22 protein-coding genes and 1 pseudogene are annotated in these 24,704 nt (G+C 71.9%); 14 read left to right on the top strand and 9 right to left on the bottom strand.

The features are described from left to right. Positions 1 to 2 precede the first annotated feature (2 nt). The 6 genes from IW249_RS27535 to IW249_RS27510 all read left to right on the top strand — a co-directional run bounded on the left by IW249_RS27535 (position 3) and on the right by IW249_RS27510 (position 5,874). Positions 3 to 950, top strand: coding sequence for a LamG-like jellyroll fold domain-containing protein (locus IW249_RS27535; RefSeq protein WP_196923414.1), 948 nt, complete (start codon positions 3 to 5; stop codon positions 948 to 950). Between the two features lie 37 nt (positions 951 to 987). Next, entirely contained in the window at positions 988 to 3,090 is a 2,103-nt protein-coding gene (locus tag IW249_RS27530) for a PQQ-dependent sugar dehydrogenase (RefSeq protein WP_196923413.1), read from the top strand. 102 nt (positions 3,091 to 3,192) lie between these two features. Then, a complete protein-coding gene (locus IW249_RS27525) occupies positions 3,193 to 3,663 on the top strand; it encodes a molybdenum cofactor biosysynthesis protein (protein ID WP_124858151.1) in 471 nt (156 codons plus the stop codon). 96 nt (positions 3,664 to 3,759) lie between these two features. Then, entirely contained in the window at positions 3,760 to 4,458 is a 699-nt protein-coding gene (locus IW249_RS27520; protein WP_196923412.1) for a nucleotidyltransferase domain-containing protein, read from the top strand. 20 nt (positions 4,459 to 4,478) lie between these two features. Then, positions 4,479 to 5,237: a nucleotidyltransferase domain-containing protein gene (locus IW249_RS27515; RefSeq protein ID WP_231394291.1), complete on the top strand. Its 759-nt coding sequence runs from the start codon at positions 4,479 to 4,481 to the stop codon at positions 5,235 to 5,237. Positions 5,238 to 5,346: 109 nt separating this feature from the next. After that, a complete protein-coding gene (locus IW249_RS27510; RefSeq protein WP_196923411.1) occupies positions 5,347 to 5,874 on the top strand; it encodes an SUKH-4 family immunity protein in 528 nt (175 codons plus the stop codon). Between the two features lies 1 nt (position 5,875). On the opposite strand, the gene IW249_RS27505 is transcribed toward IW249_RS27510, so the two are convergent. From IW249_RS27505 to IW249_RS27490, 4 genes are all read right to left on the bottom strand, one after another. Further along, the gene (locus tag IW249_RS27505; protein WP_196923410.1) at positions 5,876 to 6,253 is read right to left on the bottom strand and encodes a nuclear transport factor 2 family protein; all 378 of its coding nucleotides are present in this window, start codon (positions 6,251 to 6,253) and stop codon (positions 5,876 to 5,878) included. A gap of 102 nt (positions 6,254 to 6,355) precedes the next feature. Then, complete coding sequence (locus IW249_RS27500) at positions 6,356 to 6,775, bottom strand: ATP-binding protein (RefSeq protein WP_196923409.1); 420 nt, start codon at positions 6,773 to 6,775, stop codon at positions 6,356 to 6,358. Positions 6,776 to 7,028: 253 nt separating this feature from the next. After that, the gene (locus IW249_RS27495) at positions 7,029 to 7,865 is read right to left on the bottom strand and encodes an oxidoreductase (protein WP_196923408.1); all 837 of its coding nucleotides are present in this window, start codon (positions 7,863 to 7,865) and stop codon (positions 7,029 to 7,031) included. 34 nt (positions 7,866 to 7,899) lie between these two features. Further along, positions 7,900 to 8,232 (bottom strand): nuclear transport factor 2 family protein, encoded by a 333-nt coding sequence (locus IW249_RS27490; protein WP_196923407.1) that lies wholly within the window; start codon positions 8,230 to 8,232, stop codon positions 7,900 to 7,902. A 180-nt stretch (positions 8,233 to 8,412) separates the two neighbouring features. On the opposite strand from IW249_RS27490, the gene IW249_RS27485 reads away from it, so the two are divergent. Next, a complete protein-coding gene (locus IW249_RS27485; RefSeq protein ID WP_196923406.1) occupies positions 8,413 to 8,799 on the top strand; it encodes a DUF2267 domain-containing protein in 387 nt (128 codons plus the stop codon). A gap of 174 nt (positions 8,800 to 8,973) precedes the next feature. Continuing rightward, positions 8,974 to 9,933 carry a hypothetical protein gene (locus IW249_RS27480; protein ID WP_231394288.1) on the top strand — a complete coding sequence of 320 codons (960 nt, stop codon included), beginning with the start codon at positions 8,974 to 8,976 and terminating at the stop codon, positions 9,931 to 9,933. Between the two features lie 74 nt (positions 9,934 to 10,007). On the opposite strand, the gene IW249_RS27475 is transcribed toward IW249_RS27480, so the two are convergent. Continuing rightward, a complete protein-coding gene (locus IW249_RS27475; protein WP_196923404.1) occupies positions 10,008 to 12,413 on the bottom strand; it encodes a ricin-type beta-trefoil lectin domain protein in 2,406 nt (801 codons plus the stop codon). A gap of 249 nt (positions 12,414 to 12,662) precedes the next feature. Further along, complete coding sequence (locus IW249_RS34860; RefSeq protein ID WP_196923403.1) at positions 12,663 to 13,529, bottom strand: copper resistance CopC family protein; 867 nt, start codon at positions 13,527 to 13,529, stop codon at positions 12,663 to 12,665. Positions 13,530 to 13,632: 103 nt separating this feature from the next. Here IW249_RS34860 and IW249_RS27465 point away from each other — a divergent pair, with 103 nt between their 5' ends. Genes IW249_RS27465 through IW249_RS27455 form a run of 3 tightly spaced genes read left to right on the top strand, consistent with a single transcriptional unit; the run spans position 13,633 to position 16,259 of the window. Further along, positions 13,633 to 14,109, top strand: coding sequence for a cupredoxin domain-containing protein (locus IW249_RS27465; RefSeq protein ID WP_196923402.1), 477 nt, complete (start codon positions 13,633 to 13,635; stop codon positions 14,107 to 14,109). 5 nt (positions 14,110 to 14,114) lie between these two features. Beyond that, entirely contained in the window at positions 14,115 to 15,455 is a 1,341-nt protein-coding gene (locus tag IW249_RS27460) for a hypothetical protein (RefSeq protein ID WP_196923401.1), read from the top strand. Between the two features lie 36 nt (positions 15,456 to 15,491). Beyond that, the gene (locus tag IW249_RS27455) at positions 15,492 to 16,259 is read left to right on the top strand and encodes a nucleotidyltransferase domain-containing protein (protein ID WP_196923400.1); all 768 of its coding nucleotides are present in this window, start codon (positions 15,492 to 15,494) and stop codon (positions 16,257 to 16,259) included. Between the two features lie 27 nt (positions 16,260 to 16,286). Here IW249_RS27455 and IW249_RS27450 read toward each other — a convergent pair whose 3' ends face one another. The 3 genes from IW249_RS27450 to IW249_RS27440 all read right to left on the bottom strand — a co-directional run bounded on the left by IW249_RS27450 (position 16,287) and on the right by IW249_RS27440 (position 21,485). Further along, a complete protein-coding gene (locus IW249_RS27450; protein WP_196923399.1) occupies positions 16,287 to 17,681 on the bottom strand; it encodes a dihydrolipoyl dehydrogenase family protein in 1,395 nt (464 codons plus the stop codon). A gap of 255 nt (positions 17,682 to 17,936) precedes the next feature. Then, positions 17,937 to 19,649: a coiled-coil domain-containing protein gene (locus IW249_RS27445; RefSeq protein WP_196923398.1), complete on the bottom strand. Its 1,713-nt coding sequence runs from the start codon at positions 19,647 to 19,649 to the stop codon at positions 17,937 to 17,939. Positions 19,650 to 19,910: 261 nt separating this feature from the next. Beyond that, positions 19,911 to 21,485, bottom strand: a complete 1,575-nt coding sequence (locus IW249_RS27440) for a bifunctional NAD(P)/FAD-dependent oxidoreductase/class I SAM-dependent methyltransferase (RefSeq protein ID WP_196923397.1) — start codon at positions 21,483 to 21,485, stop codon at positions 19,911 to 19,913. A gap of 76 nt (positions 21,486 to 21,561) precedes the next feature. On the opposite strand from IW249_RS27440, the gene IW249_RS27435 reads away from it, so the two are divergent. The 3 genes and pseudogenes from IW249_RS27435 to IW249_RS27425 form a co-directional block, all read left to right on the top strand. After that, positions 21,562 to 22,158 (top strand): helix-turn-helix domain-containing protein, encoded by a 597-nt coding sequence (locus tag IW249_RS27435; protein WP_196923396.1) that lies wholly within the window; start codon positions 21,562 to 21,564, stop codon positions 22,156 to 22,158. 36 nt (positions 22,159 to 22,194) lie between these two features. Further along, the gene (locus IW249_RS27430; RefSeq protein WP_196923395.1) at positions 22,195 to 23,058 is read left to right on the top strand and encodes an alpha/beta hydrolase; all 864 of its coding nucleotides are present in this window, start codon (positions 22,195 to 22,197) and stop codon (positions 23,056 to 23,058) included. 9 nt (positions 23,059 to 23,067) lie between these two features. Beyond that, a pseudogene (locus IW249_RS27425) lies at positions 23,068 to 23,733 on the top strand (hypothetical protein); the annotation flags it as partial. Positions 23,734 to 24,704 lie beyond the last annotated feature (971 nt).

Here is a 24,704-nt window from a genome sequence, read left to right as displayed (position 1 = left end):
CCATGTCCAGGGCCCGACGAGCGGCCGTCTCCCTCCTGGCGATCGGCGCACTGACCGGTGCCAGCGCGCCACCAGCGCAGGCGGATCGAAGCTCCACGCACGACGTCCACCCGGCGCTGCGCGCGCACCTGGTCGCCGCGTACGACTTCGACCACCCGGTGCCCGGCGACCCCGCCCTGGAACGCGACCAGGGCCGTTCCGGCACCGAGATCGAGCTGATCAACGGCGGTGCCGCCATGCGGGTGCCGGACCGCGCCTACCGGGGCAGCCGCAACGCGGTGCAGACCCGGCAGGTCGCCCCCGCCGTCGCCGGCAACGACGACTGGAAGGCCGGCACCTGGTCGGCCAGCGGGGTGCGGACACTGCGCGCCTTCAGCGCCACCGCCGGCACCACGGTCATGGGCTGGTTCAAGCTGAACATGGACAGCCCGTCGCCCAACTCCACCACCGCCGACCCGGACGACAGGTACAACGCCATCGGGCTGGCCGGGGTGCTGACCGGCGACTCCGACGGCCACGGCGTCCGCGCCCTGCTGGAACTGATCGACGTCGACGGGGAGTTGCGTCTCGTCGCGCTCGGCCGGCGGCTCGACGGTGGCAACTCGCAGACCTTCGCCGCCACCCGGGACTGGCGCGAGCTGCTGCCGGTGGGGGAGTGGGTGCACCTGGCCGCCACCTTCGACTTCGACACCGGCGCGCTCGCCCTCTACCGCAACGGCGAACCGGTGGACGGCTTCTACACCCGCACCGACGACCCGTGGCTGCTGTCCGGGCCCGGCCCGCACCTGACCACCGCGTCCGACCCCCGGGGCATCAAGATCGGCGGCAGCTTTCCCCAGGACACCCTCGAGCGCAACCCGTGCGACTGCCGGATCGACGGCCTGATGTTCCTCGACAGCGTGGCCTCCGCAACCGACGTACGGAGGCAGTACCGCCACCTTGCCCGCTGACCACCCTCGGCACCGTCCCACCGAGAAGGAGACACGCGTGCGCACCCTGCACCGCCGCGCCGGCACCGTCCGCCGGCCCACACTGAGGGCCGGCCTCACCGCCCTCGTACTGATCCTGTCCACACTGGTCGCCACGCCCGCGCGGGCCGCCGACGCGGTCGACGACCCGATCCCCGACATGCCGACCCAGTCCCGCCTCGGGCTGGTCCTCAGCGAGTACGCCAGCTTCCCGCAGTCGTACCCCACACCGGCGCCGACCGACGCGCGGCTCATGCGTACCGCCCGGATCAACACCATCATGGAGGTGCCCGACGGCTCCGGCCGGCGGGCGGTGCCCGACCTCAACGGCAGCCTCTACCTGGTCGAGGACGGCGTTCCGCACGTCTACCTGGACGTGGCCGCGACGTTCGCGCCGCGGTTCTTCTCCGGTCGTGGGCTCGGCCAGGGCTTCGGGTACGTGGCGTTCCACCCGGAGTTCGGGGTGAACGGCCGGTTCTACACCATCCACACCGAGCTGGCGTCGACGACGACCGTCACCCCGGACTACGCCCAGCCCAACACGCTCTTCCACGGTGTCATCACCGAGTGGACGGCGACCGATCCGGCCGCCGCCACCTTCGCCGGCACCCACCGCGAGGTGCTGCGCATCGGTTTCGGTGGCCAGGTGCACGGCATCCAGGAGATCAACTTCAACCCCACGGCGAAGCGCCACGACCGTGACTACGGCCTGCTGTACCTCGCCGTCGGCGACGGTGGTCAGGGCGCGCGCAACACCGACCCGCAGAACCTGGCCCTGCCGCACGGCAAGCTGCTGCGGATCGACCCGCGGGGCACCAACTCCACGAACGGGCGCTACGGCATCCCAGCCGGGAATCCGTTCGTCGGCCGGGCTGGCGCGCTCGGCGAGCTCTACGCGGTGGGTTTCCGGGACCCGCACCGGTTCAGCTGGGACCGGGCGACCGGCCGGATGTACCTCGGGCACATCGGCGAACACGCCGTCGAGGCCATCTACGAGGTCCGCGCCGGGGACAACTTCGGCTGGAGCGAGCGCGAGGGCTCGTTCGTCTTCGACAAGGCGGCCACCAACCCCTGCGACCGGCTGCTCCCGCTGCCCGCCGACGACGACAGGTACGGCTACACCTACCCGGTCGCCGCGTACGACCACGACCCCGCCGCCGGCTGGAACTGCACCGACGACGTCGGTGTCGCGGTGGCCGGCGGCTTCGTCTACCGGGGGCGCAACCTGCCCGCGCTGCGCGGCAAGTACGTCTTCGGTGACCTGGTCGACGGCCGGGTGCTCTCCACCGAGGCCAACGAGATGCGCCGGGGCCGAGGCCTGGCCACGATCCACCAGCTCGCGCTCTTCGACACGGCGGGCACCCCGGTCCGGATGCGTGACCTGTCCGCGCCGGGCGCGCCCGGTGACCCCAACCGGGTGGACCTGCGCTTCGGCACCGACGCCGCCGGCGAGCTCTACATCCTCGCGAAGGCCAACGGAAAGGTCTGGAAGGTGACCGGCACCAGGGAGTTCGCCAGCGGCGACGTCGGGGACGTCACAGTGCGCCGCACCGCCGGGGCCGCGAACTGGGCGCCGGTGACGCCGGCGAAGTGGCAGTTCACCCGCGACCAGGTCGTCCTGGCCGAGGCCGGGGAGAGCCGGCCGGGCCCGCGCCGGCCCTTCGAGTACGCAGTGCTGACCGGCGGCCCGGCGTGGTCGTCGGTGCGGGTCGACGCCCAGGTACGACTCGACACCCCCGTGGAGATCACCAACCGGGACGTGATCATCGTCTTCGGCTGGCGCTCGGACACCGAGTTCTACTACGCCCACCTCTCCACCGACAACACGATCTACCCGCACAACGGCATCTTCAAGGTGGACAACGCCGACCGGGAGCGCATCGACCACCAGTGGAACGGCCGGTCCCGGGGCGCCAACCCGGCGATCACCGACGCCAGGTGGCACCGGGTCCAGGTGGTGCACCTGCCGGCCACCGGTGAGATCGCCGTCTACGTCGACGGGCACCGGGACCCGCTGCTGACCGCGAAGGACACCACGTTCGGCTCGGGACGGGTCGGCTTCGGCTCGTTCGACAACGTGGGCCGACTGCGCAACCTGACCGTCACCGGCACACCGGCCTGAACCGGGTCACGGTGGGGACGGCGACGGCTCACGCCGCCGTCCCCACCGGGTCATCCGTGGACCTGCCCCGGCGGCCCCTGTCCGGTTCGTAGAATTCCTGCCATGCCGGAGATCGTCGAGTTGCTGGCCTCGCCAGTGCACCGCTTCCTGGGCCGGCCCGCCGACGGCCCGGCACCGGCCCCGCCCGGTGAGCTGGTCGACGCCGTCCGGATCCGGGCCGGCCTCGGCATCGTCGGCGACCGGTACTTCGGCCAACAGGCACACCGCGACGCCAGCGTCACCGTCATCGCCCGGGAGTCGCTGCCGGTCGGCGTCGGCCTGGCCGAGGTGCGACGCAACATCCTCACCACCGGGATCGCCGTGGACGAGCTGATCGGCAGGGTGCTGGTGCTGGACTCCGGCGACGGCCCGGTCAGCCTGCGGGTCAACCGGGCGGCCCGGCCGTGCGCCTGGATGGACGTCACCGTCGGCCCGGGGACGTGGAAGGCGTTGCGCACCACCGGCGGCATCCGCTGCACGCCCCTCAACGACGGCACCCTGCGCGTCGGCGCGATCGACGCCGTCGTGAGCTGAGGGAAGGATTCGACGTCAGCACTCCCGGACCGGCATGGTGTGCACCGGACAACGGCCGCCCGGCGGTCGGCGCAACGCTCGGGGGAGGCGGCGGCAGTGGAGCACGCACTGACGGATCAGCTGGTCGACGACCACACGATCCTGCAGGTGGTCGTCGGTTCCCGCGCGTTCGGGCTGTCCGGCGCGGCCTCGGACACCGACCGACGCGGGGTGTACGCCCTGCCGGCCTCGGCGTTCTGGGGGCTGCGGAAACCCGCCCGCCATCACGACGGGCCGCTCGACGAGCAGGTGCGGTGGGAAGTGGAGCGGGTCTGCACGCTCGGGTTGGCGGCGAATCCCACGGTCCTGGAGGTGCTGCACTCGCCGCTGGTCGAGACGTGCACCCCGCTGGGTGCGGAACTGCGGGCGCTCACCCCGGCCTTCCTGTCCCGGCGGGTGGCCGACACCTACCTGCGGTACGCGACCGCCCAGTTCGGCAAGGCCGAGCGGGGGATCGCCCGCACCGGCGTTCCGGCGTGGCGGCACGTGATGCACCTGATCCGACTGCTGACCGCCGGGAGTGACCTGGTCCGCACCGGCCGCCTGGTGCTGGACGTGGGCGCCGACCGGGACCGTCTGCTGGCGGTCAAGGCCGGCGAGGTGCCCTGGGCCGAGATCGTCGCCTGGCGGGACCGGCTGGTGAGCCGGATGACCGCGGGCCTGGACACCAGCCCGCTACCCGAGAAGCCCGACGAGGTCACTGTCGAACAGTGGTTGATCTCCGTCCGGGATCGTTCGGTGCGGTGCTCGGCGTGACGGCCTGGGAGGCCGCGGGGCTGCCGGCCGGCGTCGACCTCACGGGCATCCTCGCCGAGCAGCCGTACCCGTTGGTGTTCGCCACCGTCTCCGGCGCCCACCTGTACGGATTCCCGTCCACCGACTCGGACGTCGACCTGCGCGGCGCGCACCTGCTTCCGGTCGAGGACCTGATCGGGCTGGCGCAGCCGACCGAGACCCACACGGTCATGACCGACCGCGAGGGCGTGGAACTGGACCTGGTCACGCACGACCTGCGCAAGTTCGTCCGGCTGATGCTGCGGCGCAACGGCTACGTGCTCGAACAGCTGCTGTCACCCCTGGTGGTGCACACCACCGCTGTGCACGCCGCGTTGGTCGAGCTGGCACCGCTGGTGCTGACCCGGCACCACGCGCACCACTACCGCGGCTTCGCCGCCACCCAACGGCGGCTGTTCGACACGACCGGCGAGCTGAAACCACTGCTCTACACCTTCCGGGCGCTGCTCACCGGCGTCCACCTGATGCGCACCGGTCGGATGCTGGCGCACCTGCCGAGCCTGCTGGTCGCCGAGGCCGCGCCGGCGTACCTTCCGGAGCTGATCGCGGCGAAGCGGTCCGCCGAACACGGCGGGCTCGACGGCCTGGTCGCGGGCCCGGTCCTCGGCCGGGACCTCGCCGAGCTGGCGTCGCGGCTCGACGAGGCGCAGCACGACAGCCGACTGCCGGAGCAACCCGCCGGGTCGGCGCAGCTCGACGATCTGGTGGTGACGGCCCGGTTGGCGGATTCGGCGAGGTGACGCCCCGGCGAGCCGGTGCGTGGTAGAACCAATCCGCGCATCGGCTCGCAGGCCTCCGGGCAGGCGGGAGCATTGTCGGACGGGACCTCATCCGAACAGAGGTGGTGCAGTGGACCTCGAGCTCCGGCAGCTCATCGAGGAGCTGCGTGCTGAGCTGGCCGATCTGCCGGACAGCCTGGCGTACGCCGAGTTCGGCGAGGGGGCGGCCCTCGACGCCGTGCCGGCGGGGCTCCCGCCCGACCTGCGGGACCTTCTGCTGGTGGCCGACGGGCTGCGGGCGGGTCGGCTCGAGCTGGCGTCCTCGTCGACCCTCACGGGGATCCAGTACCACCTGGACTACGCACCGGACTTCTCGTCCATCCCGCAGGACCGGGCGGGCTGGCTGGTGGTCGGCACCCGCAGCGACGAGCCGATCTTCATGGATCGCGGCACGGGAGCGATCTGGTACTTCCCACCGAACGGCACCGAGTGGTTCATGTCCGACGCGTTCGAGGAGCTCGCCCCCGACGTGGAATCCTTCGTGGACTACTACCTGCTCGGGCCGGGCTACGCCGACCTGACCCCTGCCGACGACAGGTGGTTCGCGTTCCTCGACGAGCAGGGCCTGCTCGACGAGGACGACGAGGACGGCAGTTGAGTCAGACCGGGCTGATGTGTGCGGCCAGGACCCGCCAGCCGTGCGGGTCGTCGTGGACCCACGTCCGGGTGTAGCGCAGCCGCGCCGCGAACGGCGCCCCCTCGGAAAAGCCGGACACCCGGCCCAGGAAGAACGTCACCCCCGTCTTGCCGACGACGAGCAGGTCCAGCTCCTCCTCCACCAACTCCTCGACGACCGTGCGGCGGTCCCGGTGGGCGGCCAGGTCATCCTGCTTGGTGTGGGTACGCCCGTCCGGGCCGATGGCGATCAGCTGGTCGACCAGCAGCTGATCGAGGGCGGCGACGTCGCCGGCCCGTTGGGCTGCCTGCAGGGTGCGCTCTGCGTCGAGCAGCTCGGCCTCGCGTGCGCTGTCCGGCATCGTGGCGTCCTCCGTTCGGGTCCGACCCGTTGTCACAGTCGTTCCGGGCTGTCCGCATTGTGGCAGCCGACCTTGCCCGGGCGGGCGGGGATCGCCGCCGACTCACAGACTCAGGCGGATCCGTACGACTGTCTCACCGGCGCTGGTGAGCACGGCTACCTCGTCACAGATCTGCTCCACGATCGCCAGCCCGCGACCCCGTACCGAGTCGGCGGCCGGCATGCTCCACCCGAACGTCCGCGTCGGTCCCTGGTCGACCACGTCACAGACCAGCTGACCCGGCTCGGCCCAGAGCCGAACCCAGCCGCCGCCGGTGGTGTGCTGCAACGTGTTGGTGGCCAGCTCGCTGACCGCCAGGGTCAACAGCTCCACCCGCTCGGCCGACAGGCCGCGGGCAAGCGCCCCGGCGCTGACGAACGCGCGCAGCGCTCGTATGTCGGTCGCGACCTGATAGGCCATGGTGTCCGCGGCGTGGGTGGGGACACTCTGCTCGGCCACGGTCTCCCGTCGCTCGCCCGGCATCAGCCCGCCCGGTGCGGCAGCCCGGCCAGCGGCACCGCGATCCGCGCGGGTGTCGTGGACGTGCGAGCCTCTGAGTGCGCCATCGGGCAGCCGGAACCCTTCTCGTAGCGACAGCTGTTGTCGCCACATCATGTCACCCACCGGCCCCTCGGCCGTCTCGTCCGTTCGGCGGTTGATCACCTACGGGCCGGCCCGGCTCGGCGGTCCGGTAGGGGACCGGGTCAGCGTCGACGGTCGGGTGGGGGCGGTCGGGTCAGGGGGCCGCGTCGAAGGCGATGGACCCGCTCAACTCCCGCCACCGGGCGTCGGACGCGGCGAGCGCCTCGGCGGCCGCTTGGGCGGCCGCCACGGCGTCGGCGCCGAGCAGCAACCGGAGCGGCGGTTCGTCGACCCGGGTGATCCGGATGATCGCCTGGGCGGCGCGGGCCGGATCGCCCGGCTGGGCGCCGCTGGCCTGGCGCAGCCGCTGCACGGCCGGGTCGATGACCGGCCGGTACGGTTCGCTGATCGGCAGGGCGCTCATCGACGAACCGGCCCAGTCGGTGCGCAGCCCGCCCGGCTCGACCGAGGTGATCCGGATCCCGAACGCCTCGACCTCTTTGGCGAGCACCGCGGAGAAGCCGCTGACCGCCCACTTGGCGGACTGGTACGCGCCCAGGCCCGTGCTCGCGACGCGGCTACCGACACTGGAGATCTGCACGATGTGCCCGCGTCCCTGCTCGCGCATCACCGGCAGGGCGGCCCGGGACAGATTGACCACGCCGAAGAAGTTGGCCTCGATCTGCGCCCGGAAGTCGTCCTCCGACATGTCCTCGATCGCGGCGACGTCGGCGTACCCCGCGTTGTTGACCAGGATGTCCAGCCGCCCGAAGGTGTCCACCGCCGTGCGGACGGCGGCGCGGGCGGCGGCGGGGTCGGTGACGTCGAGGGCCACCACGCGGACCTGGTCGCCGTGCCGGTCGACCAGGTCGTCGAGCTGCGCCGGGTTGCGGGCGGTGGCCAGCAGGTGGTCGCCGTCGGCCAGGACGGCATCGGCGAGGGCACGGCCGAGACCACGCGAACAGCCGGTGATGAGCCAGACTCGCGGCACGGCGTTCCCTTCGTGTCGTGGATCAACCTCGCCGTCAGGGACGGATGTCCAGGGCTCCGATCAACCCGTCGCGCAGCGTGAACCGGTACCGCAACTCGATCGGGCTGCCGGGAAAGTCGCCGGACACCCGGGTGATGGCCAGGTACGAGTCGCCCGCCTGCGACGTGACCCGGACCGGCTCCGCTGCGTACGAGTAGGCGTCCATCGTCTTCTGTCGCCAGGCGCGGATCGACGCCCGCCCGTCGTACAGCCGATCCTCGTCGGCGACGCTCGCGGTGTCCGCGAAGCAGGCGACGAACGCGTCCAGGTCCCGGTCGTTGACGGCCCGGAAGTACCTCTCGATCACCTCGGGCAGGTCGAGGGCCATCTGCTCCTCCTGCGGCACGGGCCGCCGTCGGGCAGCCGTCGGGTTCCCGGTCCGACCTCACCGTACGAGAAGCCGACGGCACCGCGCTGAGCAACCAGCAGAACCATCCCGCTGCGGCTGCCGCGTTTGCTGCCGGTGGACCCGGGTAGCCACGCGTTTCCGAAAGCGAAGGGCGGGGGCATGGCCGAGCTGGCGTTCGTCGACAAGGTTGCGGCACGGGCGGGTCTCCCGCCGGAGCAGGCGCGCCCGCTCACCGAGGCGGTCCTGCGAACCCTCACCGAGCGGCTCAGCGGCGGGGAGGCGGGCGCGTTGGCCCCCCACCTGGCCGACGAGCTGAGCCCGCTGCTGGTCAAGGCCGCCGAGCCGCCGGAAACGTTCGGCTACGACGAGTTCCTGCGCCGGGTGGCCGACCGCGCCGGGATCGACCGCCCCGCTGCCGAGCGGGGCACCCGCGCGGTGCTCCAGACGATGCACCGGGTGGTCGGGCACCGGGAGTTCGAGGACGCCCTGGCCCAGCTCCCGGCGGACCTGCGGGCACTGGCGCAGCCGCTGCCGCACGGCCCCTGACCGACGCCCTCGCTCGCCGGACGCCTCGGGCGTCGGTGACCGTTCGGTCCCTGGTGCGCCGCCGCGACACCGGATCTACTGTGCGTTACCGATCGAACGCGCAGTGGTGGTTGCCCCGCGCCCGTCCGCCGGGTCGTCGCCGCTCCGATCCGAGGAGCGTCCCCCTTGGCGTCCATGGTGTCCCTGCGTCCCCTGCTGACCGCTGCGACGACAGTCGTCGCGCTGATCACCCTCGCTCCCGCTCCCGTCGCCGCGTCCCCGCACAGCTATCGGGTCGTCGACCTCGGCACCCTGTCCGGAGGCGACGGCGCTGCGACGGCGATGAACGACCGCGGCGACATCGTCGGCTGGAGTACCGTCGCCAGCGGCGCCCGGCACGCCGTGCTCTGGCGCCACGGTGTCATCATCGACCTGGGTGTGCTGCCAGGCGACACGGATTCCAGCGCGGTGGACGTCAACGAGTTCGGTGACGTGGCGATCACCTCCTTCGGCTCGGACTACCTGACCCGCGCGGTGCTCTGGCGCGACGGTCGGCTCCACGACCTGGGCACCCTGGGTGGGGAGAACAGCGTGGCGATCGGGGTCAACGACCGGCGGCAGGTGCTCGGCACCAGTGAACCGGCTGGCGACATGCCGCACCGCTTCCTGTGGCGCAACGGGGTCTTCACCGACCTGGGCCGGGAGTACTTCTACGAGTTCACCACCGACGTCAACAACGCGGGCGACGTGGTGGGCGGGTTCAACGTGCCCCCGCAGGACTACCCGTGCACCTGCGTGGGCGGTCTCCTGCGCAACGGCGTCTTCACCCAGATCGGCAGCGAGGCCATCGGGGTCAACAACCGGGGCCAGGTGGTGGGCGCGGCGAACGGGCGGGCGTTCCGCTGGCAGAACGGCACACTGACCGACCTCGGCACGCTCGGTGGCGACTGGAGTCGCGCCACCGCGATCAACGACCGGGGTGAGGTGGTGGGCCAGAGCACCACCACCGCTGCGTGGCACCCGTTCCTGTGGCGCAACGGGGTGATGACCGACCTGACCACCCGGGGCGTGTGGGTTACCGACTCGATCGAGGACATCAACATCCGGGGCCAGTTCGTCGGCGCCCGGGGGAACCGGCCGGTGCTGTTCCGCTGAGCGCGACCTTCGCGAGGTGGACGGGCGGGGCGCAACCTGACCCGCCGGTCAGACCACGCCCCGCCCGTCGACTGTCAGCCGGTTACCCCGCTACTGACCACCCACTTCTGGTGTGCGCCGCCCGCGTACGTGCCGAGCTGGATCTGGGTGCCGTCGCCGGTGTTACCGCCGGCGGCCTCCATGATCTTGCCGGACTGCGGGTTGCGGATCGACCCGTCGGCCTGTGGCTGCCAGACCTGCGCACCGGTGCCGTTGCAGGTCCAGAGCTGGATCTTCGTACCGTTCGCGGTGCCGCCGTTGTCGATGTCCAGGCACTTGCCGAGCACCCGGTAGGTGTCGCCGACCCGGGTCCACGACTGCGCGGCGGTGCCGTTGCAGGTCCACAGCTGGATCTTCGTACCGTCGGCGGTGCCGGCGTTGTCGACGTCCAGGCACTTGCCGCCGACGCCGGTGATGGTGCCGCCGGTCGGCGGCGGCGGGCTGCCCGGGATGGAGTTGAGCGTGTACCACGCCTCGGTGCTCCACAGTGACTGGCCACTGGTGGAGGTGAACGGGCGCGGCGAGCGCAGGTGCACCACCCGACCGGCCTTGCGGCCGGCCACCGCGAGGCTGACCTTCTTTCCGTCCGCCGAGAGGGTGGCCGAGGTGACGGTCAGCGTCTCCTCGTCGATCTTCGGGCCGCCGTAGCTCGACGTCGCCACGTACCGCCATTGCTTGATCTTGTAGCGCGCGGCCAGCTCGGCGGCGGTCGCCGCCGAGACGGGCTGGGTGTACTCCACCTCGAAGCCGGTCGTGGTGGCGCGCATCGCGAGCATCTCGAACGTGGTGGCGGTGTTCGGGGTGAGCTTCTGCAGGCCGTACGACAGCTTGCCGGTCTGGCCCCAGTTGCCGCCCGCGCCGAGCCCGCCGACGTAGATCGCGCCGTCCGGGCCGACGTTGACCTCGGAGACACCTGCCTCCAGGCCCTGGGTGAGCCGGAACAGGGCGCCCTGGTACTCGCCGTTGACCTTCTCCACATTCGCCCGTTGCAGGCCGCCGTACGTCACGTCGCCGATGACGAACTGGCCGGCGTACCGACCGCTGGTCAGGTACATCGGCGTGCTGGGCGAGTTGGCGATCTCGTTCTGCGGCATCCAGAGCACCGGCGGGGTGACCAGCGCGGTGTCGAACGGGCCTGCCGGGTTGGTGAAGTGGTTGAAGAACCGGCCCTGCTTGACGTGCACCAGCTTCGACGAGGGCAGCCAGCCGCCCTGGTTGTCGGTGACGAAGATGCCGCCCTCCGGGCCCCAGCCGATGCCGTGCGGCGTACGCAGACCGCCGGCGACGTAGCTGACCGCGCCGGTGTCCTTGTTGACCTTGAGGGTGGTGCCCCGGTTGGTGGCGGGCTGCGGGTTGGTGGTGGCGCCGCCCGAGTTGATGGACACCGACAGGTTCAGATAGAAGAACCCGTCCTGGTAGAGCAGGCCGAACGCGAACTCGTGGAAGTTGCCGCCGTACGGCCAGGTGGCGACGGTTTCCAGGCGCTCGGCCACCTCGTCACCGCCGGTGTTCACCAGCCGGGTCAACCGCTGCTTCTCGGTCACGTAGACCACCCCGTCGACGACCTTGAGCCCCATCGGTTCCTTGAGGCCGCCGGCGATCTTCTTGGTGGTCACGTTGCCCGGGCTCGTCGACCCGCCGGTGTTGCCGAGGATCCAGACCTCGCCGTCCTGGGAGGTGCCGGACTGATCGCTGCCGCCCCAGGTGCTGATGACCAGCCGGCCGTCGGCCAGCCAGTCCATGCCGGTGACCTTCGGCTGGAAGCCGCTGGGTCGCAGGTTGGTCACTGTGTAGCCGGGGTGCACGCCGGTCAGTGGCAGGCCGTCGCCAGGGGTGTCGGCGATCCCCTCGCACTCCTTGCGTCCGGGTGCGGTCACCCGGACCACGCCGGCGTCGGTGCTCAGCGCCGAGTTCGGTACGACCACGAAGGTCGACGAACCGGGTGTCTTCCACTCCAGGGTGATCTGCTGCCCGCCCCCACGCTCGAAGTGGTCGATGCGCAGCGGGTGCAGCCCGGCGGTGAGGGTGACGCTGCCTTCCTTGGGCGGGGTCGCGCCGTGCAGGCCGTCGTGGTTGATCACCACGGCGTTGTCGATCGACAGCTTGGAGCCGTCGTCGCTGCTGAGCCGGAACGTGTAGTTGCCGGCCTGGGTGGTGGTGATGTTGCCGAGCACCTGCGAGACGAAGTTGTCCTCGAAGCCGAAGTCGGCCGCCGAGGTCCAGTTGATGGTGGACATCAGCTTGTCCACGTTCGGGGTCTGGGCGGGCTTGAGGGTGCACAACTCGGACAGCGGCACCTGCACGTCGAAGACGCGCAGCGTGACGCCCGGTTCCTGCGCGGGGGCGGCGTTGGCGGGGACGGCCCAGAGGCCGGCGGCGAGGACGAGTGCCAGCGCACCCAGGACGGGATGGTGGAGTCGGCGTAGCAGGCGTGTGCCCATCGTTCCTCCAGGAGGCAGTGGAGTGTCCGACGGCCGGCGTGGATCAGCGGTGAGGATGACCGTCGGCCCCGGTTCCGTAACGTCCTCGACGCCGACGAGTGACATTGCGGAAACACCGGGTGGATGGCTCGGAACATTAAGGTGTTTCGATTGGACTGTCCATGGCTTCGCCTCGATACATCAAAAGTTCTTGATGTCCGAGCGAAAGTTCGAGGCGGTACGCGAAGAATGGCCGGCTATGGCCACGGTCTACCGCCGTCCGCGCCGCGCCGGACCACCGGACCGATTGCCGGTCTTCCGAGTCGGGCTGCCGGACTTGCGGGTGGCGGCGCCACCCCGGCTCGCCGCGCCGGCGGGCCGGCGGTCCGCAGTGGACGCTCCGCGCGACGCAGGTCGTCGGCGGGCCGCCACCAGCACGACCGCCGAGACCGTGACGACGATCAGGGCCGGGATCAGCCAGGCTGGGAACCCGGTGTCGCGCTGCTCCTCCGCGGCGCCGGCCGGGTCGTCCGCCGGAGTGCCGGTCGGGGCGACCGGACTGCCGGTGGCCCCGGAGGTGGTCGAGCCCTCGCCCTCGGCCTGGGCGAGCAGCGCCGGATCCGGCCCCGCAGTGGGCGCCGACCAGCCGGCCGGAGCCGCCGTGCCCGGGCCCTGGTAGTCGAAGGTCACCTCGCCCCGCACCGCCTCACCGTCGGAGGCGACGGAGAGGTAGCTGGCGGTGTAACGGCCCTTCGCCGGCCAGTGCGCGACGGTCACCATGGCCGGGAAGCCGGTGTGGTACAGCCGTGGCTCGAACACGCCGTCGACCATGAAGTACTCGGTGACCGGCTTGTCCAGTCGCTTCGGCTCACCGTAGGACCAGCCGTTGTCCACTCGCGACCCGTTCGGCCCGCTGATGGCGAAGTGCGCGTTCGACGCCGGCTTCTCGGTGAAGTACAACGCCAACTGGGTCAGCGGCTCGCGGACGACGGTGCCCTTCAGTGGGGTGGAGGTCGCCAGCTGGCCGTGCGCGGACGCCGGGGTGACCGGCAGCAGCAACGACACCACCACTGTCGCCGCCAGCGCCGCCACGACCCGACTCAGGACCTTACGCACAGTGACCAGCTTCGATCGCATTCGTTCATCATGGTCATTTCCCCGTCACCGAACAAGACGTAGAGTTCTCCTCCCCGACGATCAACCCGACACCCGTCCCCCTCGCGTCGTTCGGAGTCCGCCCGTGCTCGTCCGTACCCCCGCCGCCCGCACCACCGCCACCCTCGCTGCCGCCGCCCTCGCCGCCCTGCTCCTCGCCGCGTGTGGGCAGGACGACGACCCCTCCGTGGCCACCCCCTCGACGGCGCCCACGTCCGCCGCACCGTCGAGCGCCACCCCCACCGCGCCGGCCCCGACGGCCACCAGCACGCCCAGCGCCTCCGCCAGCACCGCCGCCGTGGACCAACAGATCACCGTGACCATCGCGAAGAAGCGGGTCGACCCGCCGACCGGAAGGATCACCGTCAGTAAGGGCCAGCTGGTCCGGATCACTGTCACCTCCGACGTGGCCGACGAGTTGCACGTGCACGGCTACGACCTGGGCGCCCGGCTGCCGGCCGGCACGCCCGGCTCGGTGGAGTTCCGGGCCGACAAGACCGGGCTGTTCGAGGTGGAGACGCACGAGTCCGAGCTGGTGCTCTTCCAACTCGTCGTCCGCTGAGCGGCATGACAGCCGCTCCCACGCTGCTGGCACACGGCGTCGGTGGCCGCCAGGACCTGCCGATCACGCTGCCGCAGCTCGTCGTCGCCGCCGCGCTGACCCTCGTCGTCACCTTCGTGGCGCTCGGCCTGCTCTGGCGTGAACCCCGACTCGACCGGGACGCCACCGGCGGTCGCCCGGTGCCGGGCTGGCTCGCCCGACTCCTCGACGCGCCCACGTTCCGATGGGCGCTGCGCGGGCTCGGCCTGCTCGCCGCCGCCTGGTTCTGCCTCGGACTGCTGGGCGGCCCGGACACAGTGGACAACCCCACCGCCGGCACGCTCTACGTGCTGCTCTGGGTCGGGCTGGCCCCGCTGTCGCTGCTGCTCGGCCCGATCTGGCGGGCGGTCAACCCGCTGCGCACGGTCCACCTGCTCGCGGCGCTGGCCGCGCGGCGCGACCCGAACCGTGGGCTCCGTGAGCTGCCCGCCAGCGTCGGGTGGTGGCCGGCCGCCGCCACAGTGTTCGGGTTCGTCTGGCTGGAACTGGTCGCCCCCGACCGGGCCACCCTGCCGGTCATCACCGCCTGGCTGGCCGGGTACACGGTGGTCCTGCTGGCCGGGGCGGTGCTGTTCGGCGCCGGCTGGTTCGACCACGCCGACCCGTTCGAGGTGTACAGCAGCCTGATCGGTCAGCTCGCCCCGCTCGGCCGGGCCGCGGACGGCGTCCTGGTGTGGCGCAACCCGCTCGACGGGATCGCCGGCCTGCGACCCCGCCCCGGGCTGGTCGCCGTGGTGATCGTGCTGCTCGGCTCGACCATGTACGACAGCCTCTCCAACGCGCCGGTCTGGTTGCGCTTCAGCCAGGAGAACGGCCTGCACCCGGCGGTCACCGGCACCGCCGGTCTGAGCGTCGTCATCGCCGCCGTCGCGATCGCGTACCTCGCCGCCACCGGCGCCGCGGCGCGCATCGGTCGCGCCGACGCGGCCGAGGCCCGTGGGGTGCCGGGCGAGATCGCCCACTCCATCGTGCCGATCGCCGTCGGGTACGTGGTGGCGCACTACTACTCGCTGCTGATCCTGGAGGGCCAGCGCACCGTCGCATTGCTCTCCGACCCGCTGGGCACCGGCGCCAACTGGCTCGGCACCGCCGACTGGGAGCCGCAGACCGCGCTGGTCACGCCCTCCGGGGTGGCGACCCTCCAGGTCACCGTCATCATCCTCGGGCACCTGCTCGGCACGCTGCTCGCCCACGACCGCGCCCTGTACCTGTTCCCCCGGGCCCGGGCGGTGGCCGGCCAACTACCCCTGCTGGCGCTGATGGTCGCCTACACCGTCGCCGGTCTGCTGCTGCTCTACGCGGGGTAGCCCCGCCGGGTTCCGAGCCGTGCGTCATGATGACCCGTGGACTCCGATCTTCAGCGCTACCTCGACGACCTGGTCAGCACCGCCAGGGACGTGCTCGGCACCGACCTGGTCGGCGCGTACGCGGCCGGCTCGGTGGGGCTCGGGGCGTACCAGCCGGGCCGCAGCGACGTGGACGTGGCACTGCTCAGCGCCGGACCGCTCACCGAGGCCGCCAAGCGGACGGTGGTCGCCCGACTGCGGCACGAGGCGCTGCCCTGCCCGGCGCGCGGCCTGGAACTGGTCGTCTACGACCGGGCGGTGGCAGCCTCCGGCACCCCGGAGCCCGGCTTCGAGGTCGAACTGAACACCGGGGCCGCCATGCCGTTCCGGCGCACCCTCGACCCCGCCGACCGCCCGGCCGCCGACGGCCGATTCTGGTACGGCCTCGATCGCAGCATCCTGCACCAGAGTGGACTCCCACTGCTCGGGCCGCCGGCGGGGGAAGCCTTCGCCGACCTCGCCCCAGCCGACCTGCGCCGGCTGCTCATCGAGGCGCTGACCTGGTGGCTGGCCCTGCCCACACCGCCGGCCGACCAGCCCGCGCCCGGCACCGAGGACGCCGTAATCGGCGCCTGCCGGTCGCTGGTGCGCCACCGCGACGGCGTCTGGCTCGCGAAGGTGGCGGCCGGTCAGCGGCTGATCGAGACCGGCGACCCGGCCCAGGTGATCCGACAGGCGGTCGCCGCCCGGCACGGCGGGCCGCCGCCCACCGGAGCGCAGGCCCGGGCCTTCCAACAACGGGTACGCGACGAGATCGCCGGGTAGCGGTCGCCGGCGCGGGCCCGGCGGCGCTCAGCGGACCGGGCGGGACTCCAGCGAGGCGAAGAGCAGGTTGAGACCCTCGGTCATGGTCGGGTGGGTGATGACCGCGTCCCGCAGAGCGGTCCACGGCATTCCGGCGAGCATGGCCAGCTGCACCGAGGTGATCACCTCACCGGCCTCGGCGCCGAGCAGCGACGCACCGAGGATCCGGTCGGTGCCGGTGTCGATGACTGCCTTCCACATGCCCTGGGTCTGGCGCAGGGTGCGTGCCCGGGGGATGGCGGCGACCGGCAGGTGGGCGACCTGGACGTCGTACCCGGCGCGGCGCGCCTCGGTCTCGGTCAGCCCGATCCGCGCCAGCTCCGGGGTGGTGAAGACGGTGTACGGGATCAGCCGGTCGGCGGTGCTGCGCTGGCCGCCGGCGAGGTTGGCCCGGATGATCCGGTAATCGTCCAACGAGACGTGGGTGAACTGCGGGCTGCCGGCGACGTCCCCGGCCGCCCATGTGCGCTCGGCGCTGGTGCGCAGGTGCTCGTCGACCTCCACGAAGCCCCGCTCGCTGAGCCGTACGCCGGCCACGTCCAGGCCGAGCCCGTCGGTGACCGGTTCCCGGCCGGCCGCCACCAGCACGTCGTCCCCGACCACCACGCTGCCGTCGTCCAGTGTCACCCGGAGCGAGCCGTCGGCCTCCCGGTCGACCCGCGCGACCGCCACACCCACCCGTACGTCGATGCCATCGTCGAGGAAGACGCGCATCACCGCGTCGCTGACGTCGGGGTCCTCCCGGGTGAGCAGCCGTGGACCGCCCTCGACCAGCGTCACCGCGCTGCCGAACAACGCGAACATCTGCGCGAACTCCACCCCGACGGTGCCGCCGCCGAGCACCACCAGCCGGGCCGGCAGCCGGTCCAGGTGCAGCAACTCGTCGCTGGTGAGCACACCGGCCTGGGCCATCCCGGGCACCGACGGCAGATGAGGGCGGGTGCCCGTGTTGATCACCACGTCGCTGCCGCGCAGCAGTCGCTCGCCGCCGTCGGCGAGTGCCACCCGTACGGTCCGAGGGCCGACGAACCGCGCCTCGCCGATCACCAGGTGCAGGCCGGAGTCGAGGAACTGCTGCCGGTTCGCAGCGACCATCCCCTCGACCACGTCCTGCTTGTGCGCGCGCAACAGGTCGATGTCGACCCGGCCGCCCTCCACCGTCAGGCCGAGCGCCGACGCGTCCCGCAGTTGGCGGGCGGCCCGCGCGCTGGTCACCAGCGCCTTCGTCGGGATGCACGCGACGTTGATGCAGCTGCCGCCGATCATGCCGCGCTCGACCATGGCGACCCGCTGACCGGATCGGGCGACGTCCATGCTCAACGTCTTGCCGGCCTTGCCGCCACCGACGACGAGCAGGTCGAACTCCTCCGGTTGGTCGGTCACCGGGCGCTCCTCTCGGTCACCGGTCGGGCCGGCGGCCACCGCTGGTGCGCGGCGGCCAGCCCAGCCTGCCAGCTGGAACGGGTACGGCGACCCGGTTCCGCGCAGAATCCGCACCGGCCACCGCCCGTCCCTTGATCAGGTGATGAGAAGTAGGTCTCCGAACCTTCTAGGACCTACTTCTCATCACCTGATCACCGCTGGTCGGCCCGGGCCCGTGCGCATTCGCTCCGGACCCGGGTGCAACCGCGGCTGAGGTCAGTGCCGGGCGGCGCCGTTCTCGCTGACCGGCTGCCCGAAGGCCAGGAACGGTACGGGCGTCGGTGCGTCAGTGCCGATGTGCCGAGGGAAGGTCCGCTCGGCGTCGTCGGCGCCAACCTCCCGGGCAGCCGTACGTTCGGACGTCGTCGACTCGTCCGCCACCGCCGCTGCCTCAGGGTGCTCGTCGTTCGCCTGCTCCGCCGGGGCCTGGTCGCCATTGGCCTGCTCGACCGGGGACAGGTCGGCGTAGCCGTTCTCGACCGGGCTCCGGTCGGCAGGTGCGGCGTTGAGCGGGGCGCGGTCGGCAGTGGCGCGATCGACGTCCGCGTCGTCCACGGCGGGGCGCTCCGCGGAGTACCGGTCGACGCCGACGCGCTCGACGGTGAGCCGCTCGACGCCCGCCCGCTCCGGGGCGGGCCGGTCGGCGCTGGAGCGGGAACCCACCATCGGGTACTCGGCCGTCTCCGTGCCACCGGCTGCCGCGGCCATGACCGCCGCGGCGGCGAGGTCGGCAACCCGCTTCGCCTCCCGCTGTACGCGGGCGCGGACCTCCTTGGCGTGCCGCTCGGCGGAGTCCCCGGCGCGGCGGGCGTCGTCCAGCCGGGCGCTTTCGGCGGTCAGGTCGCGGCGGACCTCACTGAGCCGCTGCTGCATCCGGGACAGCTCGTTCTCCAGCGCCTCGCCCTCCTGGCGGATCTCGGCGAGCTGCTGGCGGCCGGTGTCCAGCTCGGCGTGCAGCTCCGCGGCTTCCTGCCGGCGCTCCTCAAGCTCCTTCTGCAGGGTGGCGAGCTGCTGCTGGTGGCTGGCGGCCTGCTCGTCGGCGCGGTTGCGCAGCTCGGTCACGTGCTGCTGTGCCTCGGCCAGCAGCGCGGCGATCTGCTGTTCGGTCGCGCTGCGCTGCTCGGCCAGTTCCTGCTCGGCGGCGGCCTGCTGTTCGGCGATGTCCTGCTCGGCGGCGGTACGCCGTTCGTTGACCTCCCGCTCCACGCCGGCCTGCCACTGGGCCATCTCCTGCTGGTGCTTGGAGCGGGCCGACTGGAGTTCCTGCTGGATCTGGGTACGGGCCGACTTCATCAGCGCGTCGGCGGCGACCCGGGTCTGGTTGAGCTGCTGCGCGCTCTGCTCGGTGATCCGCTTGGCCTCGTGCTGGGCGCGCTCGTGCGCGGCCTCACCGTCGGCCCGCAACTGCTCGGCGTGCTCGCGGATAGCTGTCAGCTCGGCCTCGGCCAGGGTGCGCCGCTCCTCGTGCGCCTGCTCCTGCTCGGCCCGCCGGGCGGCCAGTTCCTCGGCCAGATCCTGACGTGCCTGCGCGGCCCGCTCGCGGGTGTCGGCGAGGATCCGCTCGGACTCGCTGCGCAGCTCGTTCGCCCGGTCGGTGGCGGACTCGGTGATGATGCCGGCCTGCTTCTCGGCGAGCGCCATGATTTCGCCGACCATCGGGCCCAGATCGTGGAACGAGGCGCGGTCCACCTGCACGGGTTGCTCCTGAAGCTCGGCCAGTTCGGCACGCAGCCGCTGCACTTCGGCGGTCAGTTCACGGACGCGGACGGCGGACCGCCCGTGCTCCCCACTCAGCATCGCGATCTGACCGTCGAGCTGCTCCAGGTGCCGGTCCACCTGGCGTTTGTCGTATCCGCGCAGGGCGAGCTCGAAGCTCGGCCGGGAGGCCGCATCGTCGCGTGCTGCGTGCGGCTCAGCGCCGATGGACATGCACCATCCTCCGTACGATCGGGGCGTCAGGGTCGGCGGTCGCCTGCCCCACGGGCCGTCAGTGTGGCGCAACGCTACCGCCGAGCGGACTTCATGCGAAGTCCTGCCCCACCACCTCTCACGTTGTCGTCCCGAGTTCCCCCGCTCCCGCGCCGATCATGGAGTCGTGGTGCCGGAAAGGTGGTGCTCCACCACCTTTGTGATCCACCACAACTCCATGATCGACGCAGGCCAACGTGGAGCGACCTGATCGGTGCGAGGTCAGCGTCGGCGGGCCACCAGGACCGCGTCGTGCAGGGTGATCTCCTCGCCGTTCTGATTCGTCGCGGGACGGGAGCGTTCCTCCGCCGCCAGCATCTCCCAGTGGGTCGACTCCAGCTCGGCGGCCACGTCCTGCGCGGTGTACATCGCGTCCGGCATGTGCATCCGGTGCGCCGACCCCCACAGATCCGAGGGGTGGTGCCCGACGATCAGCAGGACGCCGCCCGGTGCCACCGCCGCGGCCAGCCGGCCGAACAACTCCCGCCGCTCCACCGGTGGCAGGTGCATGAACTGCGCGGACACCAGGTCGTACGCCTCCTCGGTGGGCGGCTTGTCCCGTAGGTCGGCGTGCGTGAACTCGATCCGGTCGCCCACGCCGGCGGCCTCGGCGTGCGCGGCGGCCCGGCTCAACGCCGTGGTGGAGATGTCCACCGCCGTCACCTGCCAGCCGCGCTCGGCCAGCCACACCGCGTCGGCGCCCTCGCCGCTGCCCACGTCCAGGGCGCGTCCCGGGGCCAGGTCGGTGACCTCGGCGACCAGCTGCGGGTTCGGCCGGCCACTCCAGACCGAGGGGCGGGACTGGTAGCGCTCCTCCCACGCCGGTTCCTCGAACGTCGTGGCCACCATCTGCCGGTACGCGGCCACCGCGTCGCGGGTCTCCTCGGCGATGAGATCGGCGTTGATCGCCGCCGCCGCGTTCAGGCCGGCCCCGGCGGACGTGATCACCTGGCCGCGGATGTCGGCCACGTTGCCCGCCACCCAGACACCCGGGACGGTCGTGGCACCGGTGGCGTCGGTCGGGATCTGGGCGCCGATGACGTGCTCACCCATCGTCACCTCCTCCGGGGCCAGACCCAGCCCCACCAGCGCGTCGGCGCGGGGAGTCAGCCTGGTCGCCACCACTATCGCGTCGAGCGCCACCACCCGGCCGTCGGCGAGCCGTACACCGGTCAGCGCGTCGTCGGTCACCTCCACGGCGGCGACCGGACCGGGCACCACAGCGATGCTCCGGGCGGCGAGCCGCTCGGCGGTCTCCGCGTCCGGCGCCGGGGAGTCGTGCAGCAGGAGCAGAACGCTGGGGCTCCACTGTCGCCACATCTCGGCCTGGTGCACGCTCAGCGGGCTGGTCGCCAGGACGCCGATCCGCCGGTCGCGAACCTCCCACCCATGGCAGTACGGGCAGTGCAGCACGTCGCGACCCCACCGCTCGGCCAGGCCGGGCACGTCGGGCAGCTCATCCGTCAGACCGGTGGTCACCAGCAGCCGGCGGGCCCGCACCGACGCCCCGCCGTCGAGGCTCAGCCGGAACCCGTCGTCGTCCCGGGTCGCGGCCTCCACCCGCCCGGTGCGGAACTGCCCGCCGTACCCGGCCACCTCGGCCCGGCCGATCGCGAGCAACTCGCCCGGCGGCGTCCCCTCCCGGCCGAGGTAGTTGTGTATCCGGTCGGCCGGCGCGTTGCGCGGCTCACCGGAGTCGATCACCAGCACCGACCGTCGGGCCCGGCTCAGCGCCAGGGCCCCGCTGAGCCCTGCGGCGCCGCCGCCCACCACCACCACGTCGTATGTCTCGTCCACCGGTATCTCCCTCTTGCTCTGTCGGCTGCGCCCACCATCCGTCGCTGCCAGCAAGGTGGCAACTATCCTTGCCGTTATGGCAAACGAGGACAGCGCCGCGCTGGCGGCCGTCGGCCCCCGGCTGCGTGCCCTGCGTCACCAACGCGGGACCACGCTGACCCAGCTCGCCGACCTGACCGGCATCTCGGTGAGCACCCTGTCCCGGCTGGAGTCCGGTAGCCGTCGGCCCACCCTGGAGCTGCTGCTCCCGCTGGCGAGGGCCTACCAGGTGGCGCTTGACGAACTGGTCGACGCCCCCGCCACCGGCGACCCTCGGGTACGCCCCAAACCGATCGTCATCCACGGCGTGACGTACCTCCCGCTGACCCGCCGACCGGGCGGTGTGCAGGCGTTCAAGCAGATCTTCCCGCCGGACCCGTCCGCCGGGGGCCGAATCCCACAGGCCCACGAGGGGTACGAGTGGCTCTACGTGCTCTCCGGCCGGCTGCGCCTGCTGCTCGGCGACCGTGATCTGACGCTGACCCCGGGGGAGGTGGCCGAGTTCGACACCCGTATCCCGCACCTCTTCTTCAACCCCGGCCCCGGCACCGCCGAAGCCCTCAGTCTCTTCGGGCCGCAGGGGGAGCGGCTGCACGTCCGCGCCCGCCCCGCCGCGCCCGACAAGCAACAGTGATCCACTCCCGGGGGCCGTCGGTGCGAAGATGACTTGATGATCGATGCGGCATCCCGAGGCTGGACCGACCGGGTCGAGCACCGCGACATCGTCGTCAACGAGGTCCCGGGCTTCCGCCCGCTGACGTTGGACCTTGTCGTGCCGGTGGCGGCACCCCAACCGGCCCCGGTCCTGGTGTGGATCCACGGCGGCGCGTGGATGTTCGGCTCGCCCAAGCACCCGGCGGACTGGCTCATGGAAGCCGATCCCTTCACCGCCGCCATCCGTGCCGGGTTCGCTGTCGCCTCCGCGCAGTACCGGCTCAGCGGCGAGGCGCACTTCCCCGCTCAACTCGACGACGTCACGGCGGCGGTGCGCTGGCTGCGCCGCCACGGCGACACGGTGGGCGTGGACCGCGAGCGGATCGGGGTGTGGGGCGAGTCGGCCGGTGGGCACCTGGCCTCGATGGTCGCGCTGACGGGGAACGACCAGGACGACAGCCGTGTCCGGGCGGCGGTCTGCTGGTACGCGCCATCGAACCTGTTGACCATGCAGGCGCAGGCGCACCCGTCCGGAACGATCGACCACGAGGCGGCGGACTCGCCCGAGTCTCTGCTGATCGGCGCCCCGTTGGCCGGGAACCCGGAAGCGGGCCGGGCGGCCAGTCCGATCACCTACGTCACCGACCAGGCCCCGCCCATGCTGTTGATCCACGGCGACCAGGACCTGGTCGTACCGGTGGGGCAGAGCGAGGAGCTTGCCGCAGCGTTGACCGCGGCGGGTGCCGAGGTCGAGTTGTCGGTGGTGCGGGGGGCCGACCACTGTTTCGCCGGAGTGCCGCTGGAGCCGCTGATCCGCGACAGCCTGGCGTTCTTCACCCGGGTCCTCGCCCCCGACACCGGGGCGCTGCCGCCTCACTAGGGTGACCCGGTGACCGCCTACGACGTTGCCGCCAAACTCCCTGACATCGACCTGCTGCGGCAGCGCTGCAAGGCGTTGGCCGTGCTCGAGCGCATCATCGACGGCGGTGACCCCTACTACGCCTACACCTCGAACTGGGGCACGGACGAGGCGGCGCTGATGAGCAACGGCAGCGGCGACGAGTGGGCCGTCGTGTTCACCGCCGACGGCGCCTTCATCCGACTCTTCGACCACGAGTCGGCGATGTCGCCGTACCGCAATCCAGACCACGAGCTGTGGCCGGGCCTGGTCGACGGCGTCCCGGAGGTTCTACGTCCGCACGTGACGGAACCCGCCTTCTGCGACGAAGACGGACGACTCCTCGCGACGACGGTGCTGTGGCGGCTGGTGGGGGACGATCGCTGGCACGCCGGTGACGGCCTCGCCTTCCCACCACCGAGCGGGCCGTACGACGACAACGGCCCGGACGGGTCCGGGCTGCTCGACATCCTGTTCGACGGCATCGTCGACCGCTTCGTCGAGTTCGCCGTCGACTACTACGAGATGACTGTGGACCGGGCGGCGGTCGAGCACATCGTCGCCCATCGACCGCTCACCGACGCCGTGACAAGGGCCCTGAATCCGCAGCTCAGCCTCGCCGACCTGCGGGTGGACCTCACCGAGATCGGCTACCCGATCGCCGGGGACGGTGCCGCGACGGTCGAGGTCGGACCTCATGGGGCGTTCTCCGTGAACAGCGTGGGCCTGGACCGCGCGCCCTTCCCGTTGAGCTTCAGCGTTCGCGAGACAGGCGGCTCCTGGATGGTGACCGCGACAGCGGCGCAGGCCGCCGAGCTGGCCGATGTGCTCATGCTCGACGGCAACGACACCATCATGGTTGTCGGCCTGGAGACCAACAGCTTCCTGGATGAGGAGTATCAGCAGTGGCGGCCGTCGCGGATCGCGGCGGAGCAGGGCGTCAGCTTCGAGGTGCGTCAGGTCGGCGCGCTGGCGGCCGGGGTCGTCGGCCTCAGCGAAGAGGCCCTGCTGATCCGCCGGGAGCAGCTGCCCCGGTTCCTGGACGGCTGGTACCCCTACAATCTGACACTTGTCGACGTGCCGGGTACGCCTTCCGCCGCCCGCGTCGACGAGATGATCGTCGACATCGGAACGGCCAGGTACGACGAGCCGGTCCTACCCGCGCTGGCCGGCTCACGCCTGTTCTTCTCCGGGCACGACGACTGCTACGTGGCTCTCGAGACGACCGACCGCACGGTGCCCGCGGCGGTCCTCGGCCGGCTCCTGGCCCTGCTGGTCGGCTCGGCGCTTGTCGACACCACTGTGGTGGAGGTGACGGCGCCCGACGTCGAGACCGTGGAGAGGCTGATCGGGGAGAACCGGCACTGGGTCGGCGAGCTGGGCGCCGCGACACCGGGCTCGGTGACAGTCGATCTCTACGCCACGTCCGGATCGTGGCGGCTCGGCCAGTCGGTCCCGAAGCAGGTCGATCGCCGGATGGTCTACGACGTCGCGCGCAGGGCCTGGCGGTCGACCGAGGTGGTAGCGCCACTCCCGAATCAGTGACGTCGCTCGTCGCGGTCGTGGGGTGACGTGCCACGAGGGCCGGACCGGTTCCCCTCCGGTCCGACCCTCGCGATCAGTTCCGC

The sequence above is a fragment of the Micromonospora vinacea genome (assembly GCF_015751785.1).
In the GTDB taxonomy this organism is placed as follows: Bacteria; Actinomycetota; Actinomycetes; order Mycobacteriales; family Micromonosporaceae; genus Micromonospora; species Micromonospora vinacea.
Note: the sequence above shows the minus strand (reverse complement) of the source record. Positions and strands in the feature narration are given on the sequence as shown.

Coding starts and splice junctions, on each gene's coding strand:
- IW249_RS27500 (WP_196923409.1), bottom strand. CDS start 6,775: ATGCCGGGCGAGCGACGGGAGACCGTGGCCGAGCAGAGTGTCCCCACC.
- IW249_RS27460 (WP_196923401.1), top strand. CDS start 14,115: ATGACAGCCGCTCCCACGCTGCTGGCACACGGCGTCGGTGGCCGCCAG.
- IW249_RS27435 (WP_196923396.1), top strand. CDS start 21,562: ATGGCAAACGAGGACAGCGCCGCGCTGGCGGCCGTCGGCCCCCGGCTG.
- IW249_RS27535 (WP_196923414.1), top strand. CDS start 3: ATGTCCAGGGCCCGACGAGCGGCCGTCTCCCTCCTGGCGATCGGCGCA.
- IW249_RS27480 (WP_231394288.1), top strand. CDS start 8,974: ATGGTGTCCCTGCGTCCCCTGCTGACCGCTGCGACGACAGTCGTCGCG.
- IW249_RS27485 (WP_196923406.1), top strand. CDS start 8,413: ATGGCCGAGCTGGCGTTCGTCGACAAGGTTGCGGCACGGGCGGGTCTC.
- IW249_RS27525 (WP_124858151.1), top strand. CDS start 3,193: ATGCCGGAGATCGTCGAGTTGCTGGCCTCGCCAGTGCACCGCTTCCTG.
- IW249_RS27430 (WP_196923395.1), top strand. CDS start 22,195: ATGATCGATGCGGCATCCCGAGGCTGGACCGACCGGGTCGAGCACCGC.
- IW249_RS34860 (WP_196923403.1), bottom strand. CDS start 13,529: ATGCGATCGAAGCTGGTCACTGTGCGTAAGGTCCTGAGTCGGGTCGTG.
- IW249_RS27445 (WP_196923398.1), bottom strand. CDS start 19,649: ATGTCCATCGGCGCTGAGCCGCACGCAGCACGCGACGATGCGGCCTCC.
- IW249_RS27475 (WP_196923404.1), bottom strand. CDS start 12,413: ATGGGCACACGCCTGCTACGCCGACTCCACCATCCCGTCCTGGGTGCG.
- IW249_RS27490 (WP_196923407.1), bottom strand. CDS start 8,232: ATGGCCCTCGACCTGCCCGAGGTGATCGAGAGGTACTTCCGGGCCGTC.
- IW249_RS27505 (WP_196923410.1), bottom strand. CDS start 6,253: ATGCCGGACAGCGCACGCGAGGCCGAGCTGCTCGACGCAGAGCGCACC.